The sequence below is a fragment of the Clostridium gasigenes genome (assembly GCF_017348895.1).
Taxonomy (GTDB): Bacteria; Bacillota; Clostridia; order Clostridiales; family Clostridiaceae; genus Clostridium; species Clostridium gasigenes.
Genome location: NZ_CP071376.1, coordinates 2,774,018 through 2,790,479, shown reverse-complemented (window position 1 = coordinate 2,790,479; position 16,462 = coordinate 2,774,018). Strand labels below are relative to the sequence as shown.

At 29.7% G+C, this 16,462-nt stretch carries 11 protein-coding genes; 1 reads left to right on the top strand and 10 read right to left on the bottom strand.

The genetic code is table 11. The features are described 5' to 3' along the window. The first annotated feature begins 141 nt into the window (after positions 1–141). A complete protein-coding gene (locus tag J1C67_RS13010) occupies positions 142–1,374 on the top strand; it encodes an aminopeptidase (RefSeq protein WP_167867144.1) in 1,233 nt (410 codons plus the stop codon). A gap of 138 nt (positions 1,375–1,512) precedes the next feature. On the opposite strand, the gene J1C67_RS13005 is transcribed toward J1C67_RS13010, so the two are convergent. The 10 genes from J1C67_RS13005 to gltB all read right to left on the bottom strand — a co-directional run bounded on the left by J1C67_RS13005 (position 1,513) and on the right by gltB (position 16,369). Continuing rightward, positions 1,513–1,974 (bottom strand): DUF3284 domain-containing protein, encoded by a 462-nt coding sequence (locus J1C67_RS13005; protein ID WP_167867145.1) that lies wholly within the window; start codon positions 1,972–1,974, stop codon positions 1,513–1,515. 207 nt (positions 1,975–2,181) lie between these two features. Next, the gene (locus J1C67_RS13000) at positions 2,182–2,358 is read right to left on the bottom strand and encodes a small, acid-soluble spore protein, alpha/beta type (RefSeq protein ID WP_167867146.1); all 177 of its coding nucleotides are present in this window, start codon (positions 2,356–2,358) and stop codon (positions 2,182–2,184) included. A gap of 194 nt (positions 2,359–2,552) precedes the next feature. Beyond that, positions 2,553–3,761: an NADP-dependent isocitrate dehydrogenase gene (locus J1C67_RS12995; protein WP_167867147.1), complete on the bottom strand. Its 1,209-nt coding sequence runs from the start codon at positions 3,759–3,761 to the stop codon at positions 2,553–2,555. Positions 3,762–4,091: 330 nt separating this feature from the next. After that, positions 4,092–5,102 (bottom strand): YeiH family protein, encoded by a 1,011-nt coding sequence (locus J1C67_RS12990; RefSeq protein WP_167867148.1) that lies wholly within the window; start codon positions 5,100–5,102, stop codon positions 4,092–4,094. 205 nt (positions 5,103–5,307) lie between these two features. Next, entirely contained in the window at positions 5,308–6,186 is an 879-nt protein-coding gene (locus tag J1C67_RS12985; protein ID WP_167867149.1) for a LysR family transcriptional regulator, read from the bottom strand. Positions 6,187–6,355: 169 nt separating this feature from the next. Continuing rightward, entirely contained in the window at positions 6,356–6,646 is a 291-nt protein-coding gene (locus J1C67_RS12980; protein ID WP_167867150.1) for a hypothetical protein, read from the bottom strand. Positions 6,647–6,876: 230 nt separating this feature from the next. Next, entirely contained in the window at positions 6,877–8,304 is a 1,428-nt protein-coding gene (locus tag J1C67_RS12975; RefSeq protein WP_167867151.1) for an amino acid permease, read from the bottom strand. A 389-nt stretch (positions 8,305–8,693) separates the two neighbouring features. Next, on the bottom strand, positions 8,694–9,929 hold the full coding sequence (locus tag J1C67_RS12970) for an NCS2 family permease (protein ID WP_423738894.1): 1,236 nt from the start codon (positions 9,927–9,929) through the stop codon (positions 8,694–8,696). A 366-nt stretch (positions 9,930–10,295) separates the two neighbouring features. Next, on the bottom strand, positions 10,296–11,786 hold the full coding sequence (locus tag J1C67_RS12965) for a glutamate synthase subunit beta (protein ID WP_089965328.1): 1,491 nt from the start codon (positions 11,784–11,786) through the stop codon (positions 10,296–10,298). Between the two features lie 14 nt (positions 11,787–11,800). Next, positions 11,801–16,369, bottom strand: coding sequence for a glutamate synthase large subunit (gene gltB / locus J1C67_RS12960; protein WP_167867153.1), 4,569 nt, complete (start codon positions 16,367–16,369; stop codon positions 11,801–11,803). Positions 16,370–16,462 lie beyond the last annotated feature (93 nt).

The window sequence follows — 16,462 nt, the reverse complement described above, 5'->3', positions numbered from 1 at the left end:
AAAATAATGTTTGAGATCTACTAGACACACTTTATTAAGTGTGAGAAAATTAATACTATATAAAAAAGGCACTTTTTTATAAAATAGACTATTAAGTTAATCTATTTTTTTGAAAGCGACTAAAAATAAGAGGTGAACTAAATGAGTGAAAATCAAATGTTAAAAAAATATGCTACATTAGCTGTTAAAATGGGAGTTAATATTCAAACTCATGATACTTTAGTTATTAATTCTCCAATAGACTGCTCTGAGTTTGCAAGAGCCATTGCAACAGCCGCTTACAAAGAGGGTGCTAAAAATGTAGTTGTTCATTACAATGATCAAAAAATGCAAAAAATAATTTTAAATAATAGTTCAATCGAAACTTTATCAGATGTTCCTAATTGGGTTTCTGAATCTTATAATTCCTATGCAAGAGACGGTGCAAACTTTATTTCAATATCCTCATCTGACCCAGATGCCTTTAAAGGTGTTCCAGTTGAAAAAATTGCAGCCACTCAAAAAGCAAAACAATTAGCATTAAAAGAATATTATAAAAAGGCAATGTCTAATAAAGTTCGTTGGTGTGTACTTTCAGTTCCTTCAGAAGCTTGGGCATCGAAAATTTTCCCCGAGTTAACTATTGAAGAAGCTATGGAAAAGCTTTGGAGTGTTATTTTCAGTGTAGTTCGTGTTGATACCGAAGATCCTGTTGAAGCTTGGGTTAATCATAATAAAAATCTAAATCAAAAAATATCATTTTTAAACAAAAACTCTTTTGAAACATTACATTACAAAAACAATAAGGGCACAAATTTAACTGTTGAATTACCGACAGGCCATTTATGGCTTGGTGGAGGTGAGAAAAGCACTTCCGGCATAGAGTTTAATGCAAATATGCCAACAGAAGAAGTATTTACACTGCCAAAAAGAGATGGTGTTAATGGAACAGTTGTATCATCAAAACCCTTAAGTTATGGTGGAAATTTAATTAATGACTTTTCACTTACTTTTAAGGATGGTAAAGTTATAGATTTCAGTGCTAAGGAAGGGGGCGATGTACTTAAACAACTTTTAGATAGTGATGAAAGTGCAAAATATCTTGGTGAAGTAGCATTAGTGCCTATGGATTCTCCAATTTCAAACTCAGGTATAGTATTCTACAATACCTTATTTGATGAAAATGCAGCTTGTCATTTTGCTTTTGGAAAAGCTTACCCTTGTTGCTTAGCTGGCGGAACTGAAATGACTGATGAAGAATTAGCTAAAAACAATGTAAATAATTCTATAATTCATGTTGACTTTATGATAGGTACTGATGATTTAGAAATAACAGGTATTATCAAAAATAAAGATTCTGTAACAATATTTAAAAATGGAAACTGGGCTTTTTAATACATAAAAAAATTATTAAACCTCTCTAAAGCTAGGAAATTAATAAATTCCCTAGCTTTTTCTTATTCTTATAATCATCTTAGGTATCTAAAAAAATAACCAATCAAAAATTCTAAGTGGTTATTTTTTAAAGCTTCCTTAATATTTCTTCGCATTTTTTTCCATCTTACTTTTCATTAATTCTATTTCTTCTGTAACTCCAGTTGACATTCTAGTTATTTTTTTCTTAATTTTATTTGTTCCTAAAAAACTTTGAATTATAACTACAATCTTTGACATAAAATCTTTAACATGCTGTTCTTCTTCTAGCATAACCGTAGTTTTTTCTTCATTTACTTTATTAAAAGTATATCTTGATATATATCTATCATTATTTATTTTACTTGTTATTTCATAAACCTTATTTTTTTCAAATTTAGTTATTTCCATTAACATTTTTAATTTTCTATTGCCATTATCCTTAACTACTCTACTATGTTTAATCCCTATAGGATTTTTCTCATTAAACTTTGGAAATTCTCTTTTTGTAATTTTTATAAAACCTTTAAAAACATCTTCAATAGGATAATCAAAACTTTTTGTTTCTTTAAACTTACTCATTTCTTTCATCTCCCTAAATAAAATTTTAATTAGCATGTCCTATTATGATTATTACATATTTTAACTAAATTTTCTATATAAACCTCTAATATAATAAACGATACTAATATTAATAGGTTATCTTTTTGAATATGCCTAATATATTTTCAAATTTAAAACCCCACGTCTTTGCCCAAGGCTAGTCGTGAGGTTTAGATACTAATATTTTTATGCTTTAGTTACTTTATGTTTATCATCTTCACTTCTTGGTTTATCCTTACCTAGTTTAGTTGATTCTTTTGAATATCCAACTTCATCAGCAGTTTCTACTTTCATTTTTCTAAGTTCTGCCTTAGTCTTTTGTCCCACTTTTTTGTTTCTCTTATGTTTATCCTTATCAGCCATTTAAAACACTCCTTTAAACTTTAATACTTAGGGATTTTTAAAAAATAACTAATCTATTTTTCTTCAGTCCCTTACCTTAGTATTTTTAGCTTAAACTAGTTTTTTATGCTGGCAACTTTATCTATTGTTTGATTTAAAGTCCTTTAATATAATATAATCTCATTTTAATTTTTTTTATATTATGTGAAGTTCCCTTATACTAACTTCTCTAACCTAACTCTTATAGCTTTAATAAAATCACTACTATTTGCTATCGTTTTATTTTCAAGTGATGATATTAATGCTAAATCCTTAGTCATTACACCTTCATTAATAGTTTGAAGAGATGCTTCTTCCAATTTATTTGCAAAGTTAACTAATTCTTTAAGATTATCAAGTTCTCCTCTTTTTCTTAAAGCACCAGACCAAGCAAATATTGTTGCAATTGAATTTGTTGAAGTTTCTTGTCCTTTTAAATGATTATAATAATGTCTTTGAACTGTTCCATGCGCTGCTTCGTACTCATAATTCCCTTCTGGTGAAACAAGTACTGATGTCATCATTGCAAGTGATCCAAAAGCAGTTGCTACCATATCGCTCATAACATCTCCATCATAATTTTTACAAGCCCAAATCATTCCACCTTCTGATTTTATAACTCTTGCTACAGCATCATCTATTAACGTATAAAAATATTCAATTCCCATCTTTTTAAATTTTTCATCATATTCTGCTAAATACATGTCATTAAATATATCTTTAAATGTGTGATCATATTTTTTTGAAATAGTATCCTTAGTGGCAAACCATAAATCTTGCTTTATATCTAATGCAAAATTAAAGCAACTTCTTGCAAAACTTTCAATAGATTTATTTAAGTTATGCATACCAAGAACTACACCACTTTCTGTAAAGTTATGGATTAGTTCTCTTTTTTCTTCTCCATTTTCAGGTGTAAAAACTAGTTCTACTTTTCCTTTGCCTTCAATTTTCATTTCTACATCTTTATATATATCACCATAAGCATGTCTTGCAATTGTTATAGGCTTTTCCCAATTTCTAACATAAGGTTTAATTGAATCTACAGTAATTGGGGCTCTAAACACTGTCCCATCTAAAATAGCTCGAATAGTCCCATTAGGACTTTTCCATATTTCTTTTAAATCATATTCTTTCATTCTGTCTGCATTTGGAGTTATAGTTGCACACTTTACTCCTACCCCATATTTTTTAATTGCTTCTGCTGATTCTACTGTTACTTTGTCATTAGTCTCATTTCTATATTCAAGCCCCAAGTCATAATACTCTGTCCTCAAATCAATGAACGGATTTAATAGTTCATCCTTAATCATGCCCCATAGTATTCTTGTCATTTCATCTCCATCCATTTCAACTAATGGATTAATCATTTTTATCTTTTTCAAAATTATGCCCCCCTAATATTGTTTTTTTAATTTATTATCAACATTATAACTTATCAGCCATTTAATATCAATTTAAAATATTGAAAATTTTCTCTATTTAATAACTTTTTGAATTATTTTTTTATATATTATTCATTTTTTAATTTAATAAATATATTATCTTTATTAATCCAGCCCTATATACCCCATTACTTAACCCGTTTTTATACACTTTATGGTTTAATAAAATAATAAAAGCTAAATCTTTTTTTAAGATTTAGCTTTTATTTTGCAAGTTTATTTTATTTTCATTCATGTTCTTGTTTTGAAATTGCCTTATACACATTTTTTCTATATTAATATTTTAATAAGTACTATTGCAAATACTATTTGGCAAACTGCTACTATTCCCCCATAAAGCATAGCCATAGGACCTTCGTTTATTAAGTCTTTTATCTTAACTCTCATACCTATCCCTGCTAGAGCTATAATTTCAAAGTTCCCACTTATCCATTTAAATAAGGATGATAACACTCCCGGAACTAATCCTAAAGTGTAAATTATACTAACTATGAAAAAACCAGTTATATACCATGGAATGCCAACACTAACTTCTTTTTCATTTTTAGAACTATTATTTTTTTTACTTTTCACATCTTCATTAACATCTATTTTAGAGAATATAATTACAACTGCAACTAAAAGTATAATTCTTATAATTTTAAATACTGTTGCCATCCTAACTATATCTTCCCCTATGAATTTAGCTGACCCAATAACTTGTCCAACAGATTGTAAAACTCCACCCATCATAGCTGAGCTTTCTAAAACTGAGTTATTATAAAGTGCTGATGTTATTAAAGGTAATAACACCATTAATATTGTTCCTACAACATTTACTATTGTTATAGATATTACTTTATCTGATTCATCTGCTTCTATAACTGGAGCTGTTGCTCCAATGGCTGAGGAACCACATATTGCATTACCTGAAGCCATTAGCAACGAAAACTTCTTGTTAAAGCCAAGCTTCCTACCTATGAAATATGCAACTAATATTGTTAAAGTCATTTGAATAACTATAAAGGTTACTCCATTTAATCCTAATGCTGCTATTTCCATTATATTTAAATTTGCCCCCATTAAAATAATTGAATAATTCAATAAATTTTTTTCTGCAAATTTAGTGCCTAAGTCAAATACTTTTTTATGAAAAATAGTGTTTCCAGCTAATATTCCAATAAATATTGCAAAGGTAGCTGCTCCAATAGTCGAAAACTGCTTTCCTAATATTTCTGATATAATTCCAATTATTAAACAAATAAATAATCCTGGAGCTATCTTTTGTATTTTTGTTTGCATATAATCACCGTCCCTATGTATTCTCTTTACTTTTATTAAAATCTTATATAATCTCTAAAGGAACTTTTTCACTTTCTTACTTAATTATATTTGTTTATTGCTAAAAGGTAAAATATCATTTTTTTATATGTTCAATAGGTTTTTAATTATATGCATAAAAAATAATAGCTCATTATTCTGAGCTATTATTTTTTGAAGTACCTTATTAGTTATATTTTGAAAATTCAATAAATTCTTTCATATTATTTGAAATAAACTTATCCTTATGAGTTATAAGGAGCAATTCTCTTTTTATTTTTCTCCCTTCTAACCTAAAACAATTTAAATCCCCATATCTAAGTTTTTCTTCTATACATTTCTCAGAAACACACCCTATTCCTAAATTAGCTTCTACAGTCTTCTTTATAGCTTCTGTATTTCCAAGTTCTAAAAATATATCGTAATTAATTTCTTTGCTTTTCAAATAATTTTCTATTATTTCTCTGCTACCACTGCCATATTCCCTCATAATTAGCTTTTCACCACTTAAGTCATCAGCTTTAATTACGTTAATATTTTTCCATTTATGATCATTTCCACAGATAAATACTAATTCATCTTCCCAAATTTTTTCTATATTTATTTCTCTTGATTTTACTTCACCTTCTACATATGCAAAATCTACTTTATTCTGTAATATTAAGTTTTTAATATTAGTAGTGTTCTCTATTATTATAGATATTTCTATATCCTTATATTTCTCTGAAAAAGATTTTATAATATCTGGCAAAATATAAATTCCAATAGTTGTACTAGCCCCTATTGTAATTCTACCTATAGAATTATGTGCATAATCATTTAATGTTTTCATTCCTTCATCATAAAGATTAAGTATTCTTCTTGTATAATTTAAAAACAACTCTCCTTCACCTGTTAAAAATAACTTTTTCCCTATTCTATCAAATAGTTTTACTCCAACTTCATTTTCTAATTCATGAATACTTTGGCTTATAGATGGTTGACTTATATACATATCTCTAGCAACCTTTGTCATATTTAAACATAAAGCAGTTTCATAAAATATTTTCAATTTTCTAAAATTCATAATTATTATCACCTCATCATTTAAATTGATTTATTACATTAATTATCTTCAAAAACATTGTTATTCTGAATTTTTAAGCTTCTTAAAAAAAATTAAGTTTTTAATATTTAATATAGAAAAGCAAATAAGACATTTGCTTCTAAAAATGCAAATGTCTTATTGTTATATTTTATTCTACATCCTTATAATCAACATCTATAACATCTGAAACTTCATCTTCATCCTGTACATTTCCAGTTGAATATTGTGATTTATCATTTGAATCATATGTTTTTTGATAGCTATTACTTGAATATCCTCTTTTCTTTTGAATAAAATACCCTTTAATTTTAAAATACACGAAAAGTATTGCTCCTATTAATAACATCCAAGGTAAAGCGCTTAAAAATAAGCTTGCAACTAACGACACTACCATAAATCCTAATACCATATATATAATTGTTTTAAATGTATTATTCATAGTCAATCTCCCATCCTATACTCATTTTTTTAATTTTATTGTTTTAAGGACCTTTGTTTCTATTCCCCAATTATACAACATTATTTTTTAAAATGCAATAAGTGATAAACTATATTTTATTAAGAGTTTATTAATAACTTTGATTAAATTCTGTTATTTTATAATAAAAGAACTGCTCTTCCTAAGAAAAACAGTTCTTTTATTATGTTAGGTATCTTCAAAAAGATGCCTTAAGCTTGTTTATTACCCTTTGCAATTTGTGGTAATATAAGTCCAAGTCCTACTAATACAAATGGTGTTCCAACATTAAGTGTTATTTGGAACCACCACTCCTTAGTAAATGTTTCTATTCCAGTTGGGAACATACCCATAATACAAGCAAATGCTGTAAATATGAAGCACCAAACTCCAACGCCTAACGCTAGTTTATCATTCTTTAGGAATTTATAATCTGAGTGGAATTTATCTGAGGCTTTCTTAACCATTACGAATGCTAAGAACACCCAAAGATATCTTAATGGCATTACCACTGAATTAAGTTTTAATAACCACTTAAATAGTGAATTCATATCACCAATTCCAAGTGCTGGAACTATTATTAATATACCAACAAGTACTGCTGTCATTAAATATCCATTAATATGAGCGCCATGTTTATTTACTTTAGTTAATCCATCTGGTATAAAGTTTTTATCTGCATCTCCAAGTAAAATCTTTAGAGGCGCATCTATTGAAAATACTAATGCTGAAACTTGAGCTAATACGTTAGATAATGCATAAATTACTAAGAAGAAGTTTCCTACTCCATAATATTCTCCGAGTGTTTGGAATGCATAATATTGACCATTCATCATTAAATCTTTTGGTATATTATTTGCATCAAACATCATTCCCATTGCTATTGATCCAAGTAATGCTGAAATAGCAACCATTATTGCTAAAACTATCATTCCCTTTGGGAATTCTTTACTTGGTTTATTCATACTGTTTACATAAGGAGAAATTTTTTCACATCCTCCAACTGCGAACACTAGCATTGAAAGTGTTGTAAAATATGCAAAGTTAAACTCTGGCATTATAGTTTTAAATGTAATATCAGTTGTTGCTGGAGTTATTCCTCTTATTGCTGGAGCTGTTACCATTAAAACAATGTATAACATAGACATAACAAATACTGATATTCCTGCAACTGTTCCTATTTTCTTAAGTGAAGTTACTCCTCTTGAAGCTATCCATAAGAATCCTAAGAATATAGCTAATGCTATCATCTGAGCTGTAAGTGGTTTCATGTCATTTACCAAATTTCCATTTTGATTGAAAATCCAACCTATTCCTATTAAAACCGATTGCGGTTTTTGTGCTAAATACGGTACATGTACTACCCAATAAGTCCATCCTGCAAAGTAAGCAAGTGTAGGCCCCATAGTTTCTCTTATCCATGAGCTTACTCCACCATTACTATCTTTAAAAGTTGATCCAAGTTCACCAACCATTAATGCATAAGGAACAAAATATAATGCAATAATTAATACCCATGATACAATTACAGTTAATCCTTGATTTGCAAAGTTGTTAACAACATTACCAAATCCCCAAACTGATACGAAGGCCATTAAGGCGAGGTTGTACCACCTAATTTTTTTTGCTTGATCATCCATATATAATTCCTCCTAATAGTCTACTTTTACGTAAATAAATATAAAATTATTTCTATTCTTATTTTACCAATTTTTTTACCTTTCGACAACTTCCATTTTTGTCAGACTATTCTTTATTTATCATTTTTTTAATTATTTTAATTTTTTTTTATTAATTATTAATTTTTTTTAACTTGCCTCTACCATATTGCTATATTGTCCCGAAAATTGTTATTATATTCACATTTACCGCTTTATCACGTTAAATAGAAAAAGCATATATCTACCCCAAGGAATAAAGTATACGCAAAAAGTGGATTCCTAAGAATCCACTTTTCATTTCTGGATATATTAAAATCAATTTCGATATATCCCTTTATTTTTTATTATTATTAATTTCTAATAAATATCTAAATAATAAATTTAAGTATAAATACAAGCCCTAGTATTACCGTAGTAATACTTATGTCTTTTCTTTTTCCAGTAAATAATTTTAACAATATATACGATACAACTCCAAATACAATACCATCTGAAATACTATATGACAGCGGCATCATTATTATTGTTAAAAATGCCGGAAGCGCTTCTGTCCAATCTGTAAGATCTATTTCTTTAATTGGTTCTAACATAAATAACCCAACTAAAACTAATGCCGAAGCTGTTACTGCTGGTGTTATAATACCAAACACTGGAGCAAAGAATAATGCAAGTGCAAACATTATAGCTGTAGAAACTGCTGTTAACCCTGTTCTTCCACCTTCTGCAACTCCTGCTGCACTTTCTACAAAAGTACTTACTGTGCTTGTGCCAAGACATGCTCCAACAGTTGTTCCAATTGCATCTGAAAGTAATGCTTTTTTAATGTTTGGAACTTTCCCATTTTCATCAAGCATTTTTGCTTTTGTAGTAACTCCAACTAAAGTTCCTATAGTATCAAACATATCCATAAATAGTAATGTAAATAATACTACAAGCATATCTAGAGAGAAAATATTATTCCATTCAAATTTCATAAATACTGAATCTATTGATGGTGGCATACTCATAAGTCTTTGTGGCATAGGAGTAATTCCCATTGGCATTCCAATAATTGCTGTTGCTATCATTCCAAAGAATAATGCACCTTTAACATTCATAGCCATTAATATTCCAGTAATTATTATACCAACTATAGCAAGTAACGCAGGCCCTTTAGTTATATCTCCAAGGGTTAATATAGTTCCACTGCCTTGTACTACTACACCTGCTCCTTCAAGCCCTATAAGAGCAATTAATAAACCAATACCAACTGATATTGCTTTTTTAATATTTGAAGGGATTGAATCAACAATTGCTTCACGAATATTAAATAGAGTTAATAAAATAAATATAATACCCTCTAAAAATACTGCTGTTAATGCAAATTTAAAAGAATATCCCATTGTAACTACTATGGTAAATGCAAAAAATGCATTTAATCCCATTCCTGGAGCTTGTGCAAATGGTAATTTTGCATATAATCCCATTATAAGAGTTGAAATTACTGCTGAAATAGCTGTTGCTGTAAATACCGCTCCACTATCCATTCCAGCAGCTGATAATATCGCTGGGTTAACTATTAGTATATATGCCATTGTCATAAATGTAGTTAGCCCTGCAAGCATTTCTGTTTTCACATTTGTGCCATTCTTTGTTAACCCAAAATAATTATCTAAAATTTTATTAGCCTTATCTGATTTTTTCATTTATTTACCTCTTTCCTGTTTTAGGCATTTTTTAAGATACCTTAATTATAATTCCATGAACTATATTACAACATTTAAAGATAAATTCCAACCCCAAAAACGAATATTTGTTTATTTTTTTCATTTAACTTATGCAATAACCTTTACATAGCTGAAATTTTATAAAAATTTGAAATTAACATTCGCCTTTTCAATTTACCATTTTTCTTATATCTATACTACTGATTTACTATTTTAGAAATAAAAAGTGGCTTTCACCACTTTTTTTGTTTTATAATCCTTTAATTATTTATTTGGCACTTCCTTATTCTCTTCAAGATAATTATTAACAACATCTGCAACTGCACGACCTTCATTAATTGCCCAAACTACTAATGATTGACCACGCCTTGCATCTCCAGCTGTAAATATTTTTTCTCTATTAGTTCTAAAATCACCATATTCACCAATAATATTTCCTCTATTATCTAAATGAACTTCAAAAGCATCTTTTATATAATCTTCTGTCCCTATAAATCCCATTGCTAGTAATACAATATCGGCTTCTACTGTTTTTTCCGATCCTTCTACCTCTGTGCAAGTAAATCTACCTGTATCATCACTTCTCCATTCCATATTCACTGTTACTACAGCCTTTAAATTCCCTTCTGAGTCTCCTATAAATTTCTTTACACTTTTGCAGTATTTTCTAGGATCTTCACCATTTAACTCAATAAATTCTTTTTGTCCATAATCAGTTTTAGAAATTCTTGCCCATTGTGGCCAAGGGTTATTTAAAGCTCTTTCATTTGGCATTTCATCCATTATTTCTAATTGCATTATTGATGTAGCCCCATGTCTTAGAGATGTTGCAACACAATCTGTACCTGTGTCTCCACCACCAATTATAATTACTTTTTTATCCTTTACATCTATATATTTTTTATCTTGAAAATTTGAATCAAGTAAGCTTTTAGTATTAGCCTTTAAGAAATCTACTGCATAATAGATTCCTTTTATTTCTCTTCCCTCTTCTTTTAAATCCCTTGGTTTTGAAGAACCTGTAGCTAAAACCACTGCATCATAATCAGTTAATACTTTTCTTACTGGATAGTTCTTCCCTACATTTGTATTTATAGCAAATTCTATACCTTCTTCTTTTAATAAGTTAACTCTTCTATCTATAACTCTTTTATCAAGTTTCATATTTGGTATTCCATACATTAACAATCCACCAATTCTATCATCTCTTTCAAAAACAGTTACCAAATGTCCATTTTTATTTAAACTATCTGCTGCTGCAAGGCCTGAAGGTCCCGATCCTATTACCGCAACTTTTTTCCCAGTTCTATTAGTTGGAGGATTTGCCTTTATTAATCCTTCTTCAAATCCTCTATCTATAATAGATTTCTCATTTTCTTTTATGGTAACCGAAGGGGCATTAATACCTACTGTGCAGGCAGATTCACAAGGTGCAGGACAAACCCTACCTGTAAACTCTGGAAAATTATTTGTCTTAAGTAATCTGCTTAAAGCGAGTTTCCATTTACCTCTATATATTAAATCATTCCATTCTGGAATTAAATTATTTATAGGACATCCCGATGCCATTCCATTAATCATAATTCCTGATTGGCAAAATGGAACTCCACAATCCATACATCTTGCCCCTTGATTTTCTTGTTCACCTTTTGAAAGAAGGCTATTAAACTCATTCCAATGCTTTAATCTATCTAAAGGTTTTTCGCTTTCACCCTCTCTTCTTTCAAACTCTAGAAAACCTGTTGTTTTACCCATGAATTAACGCCTCCTTATTTATTAGTTTTAGTTTTTTCAACAAATGCTGCAAGTAATGCTACGTCGCCTTCTAACCCTTCTTTTTGCTTTTGCTCAAGTATTTTAATCATACGTTTATAATCTTTAGGAATAACCTTCTTAAATCTTAGTACTACCTCATCAAAGTTTTCTAATATTCTAGTTCCCTTTGCTGATTTTGTTTCATTAACATGCTCTTCAATTAAACATTTAAGACTCTTAACGTCATCTTCTTCTAATGTTTCTACAAATACCATTTCTTCATTTACCTTATTTTTAAATGTATCAAATTCATCAAGTACATAAGCTATTCCACCACTCATACCTGCTGCAAAGTTTACTCCAACTTCTCCAAGTACAACAATTTTTCCACCAGTCATATATTCAAGGCCATGATCTCCAAGCCCTTCAACTACAGCTATAGCTCCAGAGTTTCTTACAGCAAATCTTTCTCCTGCAATACCATTTATCAATATTTTTCCTGAAGTTGCTCCATAAAGAGCTACATTTCCTATAATTATATTCTCCTCTGCAACTAAGTTACAGTTACTTGGAACATAAACTATAATTTTTCCACCTGATAGGCCTTTACCTAAGTAATCATTTGAATCACCTTCAACCTGCAGAGTTAATCCACTTGGTATAAACGCCCCAAAGCTTTGACCACCTGCACCATTACATTTAATTCTAATAGTGTCTTCTGCTAAACCATTTGATTTATATATTCTTGTTATTTCAGAGCCTAATATTGTTCCAAGAGTTCTATTTGTATTTGTTATATCTATTTCAAACTTCACTTTTTCTCCAGAATCTAAAGCAGTTTTAGCTTTAGATAAGAAAAGAGTACTATCTATAACTTCATCTAATTTATGATTATATTTTTTCTCTTTATTAAACCTTAAGCCTTTACTACCTTCAAATTGTGATTCATTAAAAATTGAACTTAAATTAACCTTGCTTATTTTGCTTCCTGATAAATCTTCCTTTTGTTTCAGTTTATCTATTCTACCTACCATTTCATCTAGATTCCTAAATCCAAGTTTCGCCATGTATTCTCTAAGTTCTTCAGCAACGAAGTACATGAAATTCACAACATATTCTGGTTTCCCTTTAAATCTTTTTCTAAGTTCTGAATTTTGAGTAGCTATTCCTACAGGACAAGTATCTAAATTACAAACTCTCATCATTACACAACCTAATGCAACTAAAGGTGCTGTTGCAAATGCAAACTCCTCTGCTCCAAGTAATGTAGCTATAGCAACATCCCGTCCAGACATAAGTTTACCATCTGTTTCAAGTACAACCCTTTCCCTTAGCCCATTCATAATTAATGTTTGTTGAGCTTCTGCAAGGCCAATTTCCCATGGAATTCCTGCATGTTTAACAGAAGTTCTTGGTGCTGCACCTGTTCCTCCATCATACCCGGATATTACAATTACATCAGCTCCACCCTTAGCAACTCCTGCTGCAATTGTTCCAACTCCAGTTTCTGAAACTAGTTTAACAGACACTCTTGCCTTTAAATTAGCATTTTTAAGATCATAAATTAATTGTGCTAAATCTTCAATTGAATAAATATCATGATGTGGTGGTGGTGATATAAGCCCAACCCCTGCAGTTGATTTCCTTGTTTTAGCAATCCATGGATATACCTTACTTGCAGGCAATTGCCCACCTTCTCCTGGTTTTGCCCCTTGAGCAACTTTTATTTGAAGTTCATCTGCATTAACTAGATATTCTGAAGTTACTCCAAATCTACCTGATGCTATTTGTTTTATTGATGATCTTCTTAAATCACCATTTTCATCAGCAATCCATCTAAGAGCATCTTCTCCACCTTCACCAGTGTTAGATTTCCCACCAATTCTATTCATAGCTATTGCTAATGCTTCATGAGCCTCTTTTGAAATTGATCCATAAGACATAGCTCCAGTTTTAAATCTTTTAACAATAGATTCAACCGATTCAACCTCATCTAAAGAAACTGCATAATCAGTATAGTTGAATTCCATAAGCCCTCTTAAGTTTAAATGACTCTCTTCCCTATTTAAAAGAGCAGTATATTCCTTAAACAACTTATAATCTCCATTTTTTGTAGCTTCTTGTAACTTATGAATTACTAAAGGATTATATAGATGTTCTTCTTTTCCACTTCTAACTTTATCTGTTCCAAGAGAATCTAAACTAAAGTCATAATTAACAATATGCTTATTAAAGGCTTCTTTATGATTTTTCAAGCATTCATCTTGAATTTCACTTAAACCTATTCCTCCAATTCTGGTAATAGTATTAGTAAAGTATTTATCTATTACCTCTGTGCTTATTCCTAAAGCTTCAAACATTTGAGCTCCTTGATAAGATTGAACTGTAGATATACCCATTTTAGATAATATCTTAACAATTCCCTTTAATATAGCTTTGTTAAAATTATAAACTCCCTGTTTATAATCTAAATCTAATAATTCTACTTCTATTAATTCCTCTATAGCTGAGTATGCTAAATATGGATTAATTGCACAAGCTCCATATCCTAGCAATGTAGCAAAATGATGAATTTCTCTTGGTTCTCCACTTTCTACTATAATTGCTACTCTAGTTCTCATACCTTTTTTAACTAAATGATGATGTAACCCTGCAAGGGCTAATAGTGATGGAATTGGTAAATTTTCTTCATCTACTTCCCTATCACTTAAAATAAATATATTAAAGCCTTCTTCATAGGCTTTATCTGCCTCAATAAATAATTTCTCTAATGAATTTTCTAAAGAATCTTTTCCATTATTTTTATTAAATAATGTTTTTAATACCTTAACTTTAAACCCATCTCTTTTTATTCCCTTTATTTTAGCTAATTCTTCATCAGAAATAATTGGATTATCCAATCTAATTTGATTACAATTAGTTTTTGAATCACTTAATACATTTCCTTCTGTTCCTAAATAAACATTTGTAGCTGTAACTATTTCTTCTCTTATTGCATCTATTGGTGGATTAGTTACTTGTGCAAATAATTGTTTAAAATAGTTAAATAGAGGTTGACTATCTTTAGATAAAATTGCAATTGGAGAATCTATACCCATCGCCACTAAAGGCTCTTCTGCTGATTCTGCCATTTTCAATATATTGTTTTTTAAATCTTCATAACCATATCCAAATACTCTTTCAAGTCTACTTCTATTTTCCTTATTTAATGATAATACTTCACCTTCATTACAAGGAAGTTTATCCAAAGTTACAAGTCCATCTTCTAGCCACTCACTATAAGGATTTTCTGACTCATACTTTTCTTTTAATTCCTCATCATCAATTAACTCACCTGTCTTAGTATCAACAATTAACATTTTACCTGGGGTTAATCTTCCCTTATATTTTATTTCTTCATTTCTTATATCTAAAGCTCCAACTTCTGATGCTAAAATCAAATGCCCATCTTCTGTAACGTAATATCTAGCTGGTCTAAGCCCGTTTCTATCCAGTACTGCGCCTAGTTTTTCACCGTCAGTAAATACTATTGCAGATGGTCCATCCCAAGGTTCCATTAATGTTGCATTATATTCATAAAATGCTTTTCTTGATGGTTTCATTGACTTAGATTTAACCCAAGGTTCTGGAACTAACATCATTACTGCTCTAGTTAAGTCTCTACCATTCATAGTTAAAAACTCTAAAGTATTATCTAAAATTGCAGAATCTGAACCTTCTTTATTTATAATTGGAAGTACTTTTTGAAGATCATCTCCTAAAACTTCAGAAACAAGCCCGGCTTCTCTTGAATAAACTCTATTTACATTACCTCTTAAGGTATTAATTTCTCCATTATGAATCATATATCTATTAGGATGTGCTCTTTCCCAACTTGGGAAAGTATTTGTACTATATCTTGAATGCACAAGTGCAATAGCTGATTCTAATTTAGCACTTTTTAAATCTATATAAAAACTCCTAAGTTGAGTAGATAATAGCATTCCTTTATAAACTATAGTTTTTGAGGAAAGAGATGCAATATAGAAAGTATCCTTATTTAAATAAGAATTTTTATCTACTGCCTTTTCTATTCTTCTTCTTAACAAGTATAATTTTCTTTCAAAATCAATACCTTTATTAATATTACTTGGTTTTCCTATAATTGGTTGAAGGAAATAAGGCATAACATCTATAGCACCCTGTCCTAAATTATTTTTGTCTATAGGAACTTTTCTCCAAGCTAATAATTCTAGTCCTTCTTCTCTTACAATAGCCTCAACTAAGGTTTTACTCTCATCTCTAATTATTTTTTTAGTAGATAAAAAGAACATACCAACAGCATATTCTCCTTCACCTGGAATAATTATACCAAGTTTTTGTCCCTCTTCCTTAAAAAACCTATGTGGTATCTGAAACAATATCCCTGCTCCATCTCCTATATTATCCTCGGCACCCATACCACCTCTATGTTCTAAATTTTCTAGTATGTTTAAACAATCCTCTATTACTTTATGTGATTTTATGCCTTTAATATTTGCTATTGCTCCAATTCCGCAAGCATCATGCTCAAAAGAACTGTTATATAACCCATTATTTTTCATATAATATCCCCCTTCCCTATTTGGGTATTTTAAAAATATAGGATATCTAAAAAAATATCCTATTAATATTGACTATTTATTTTTTTGAAGATA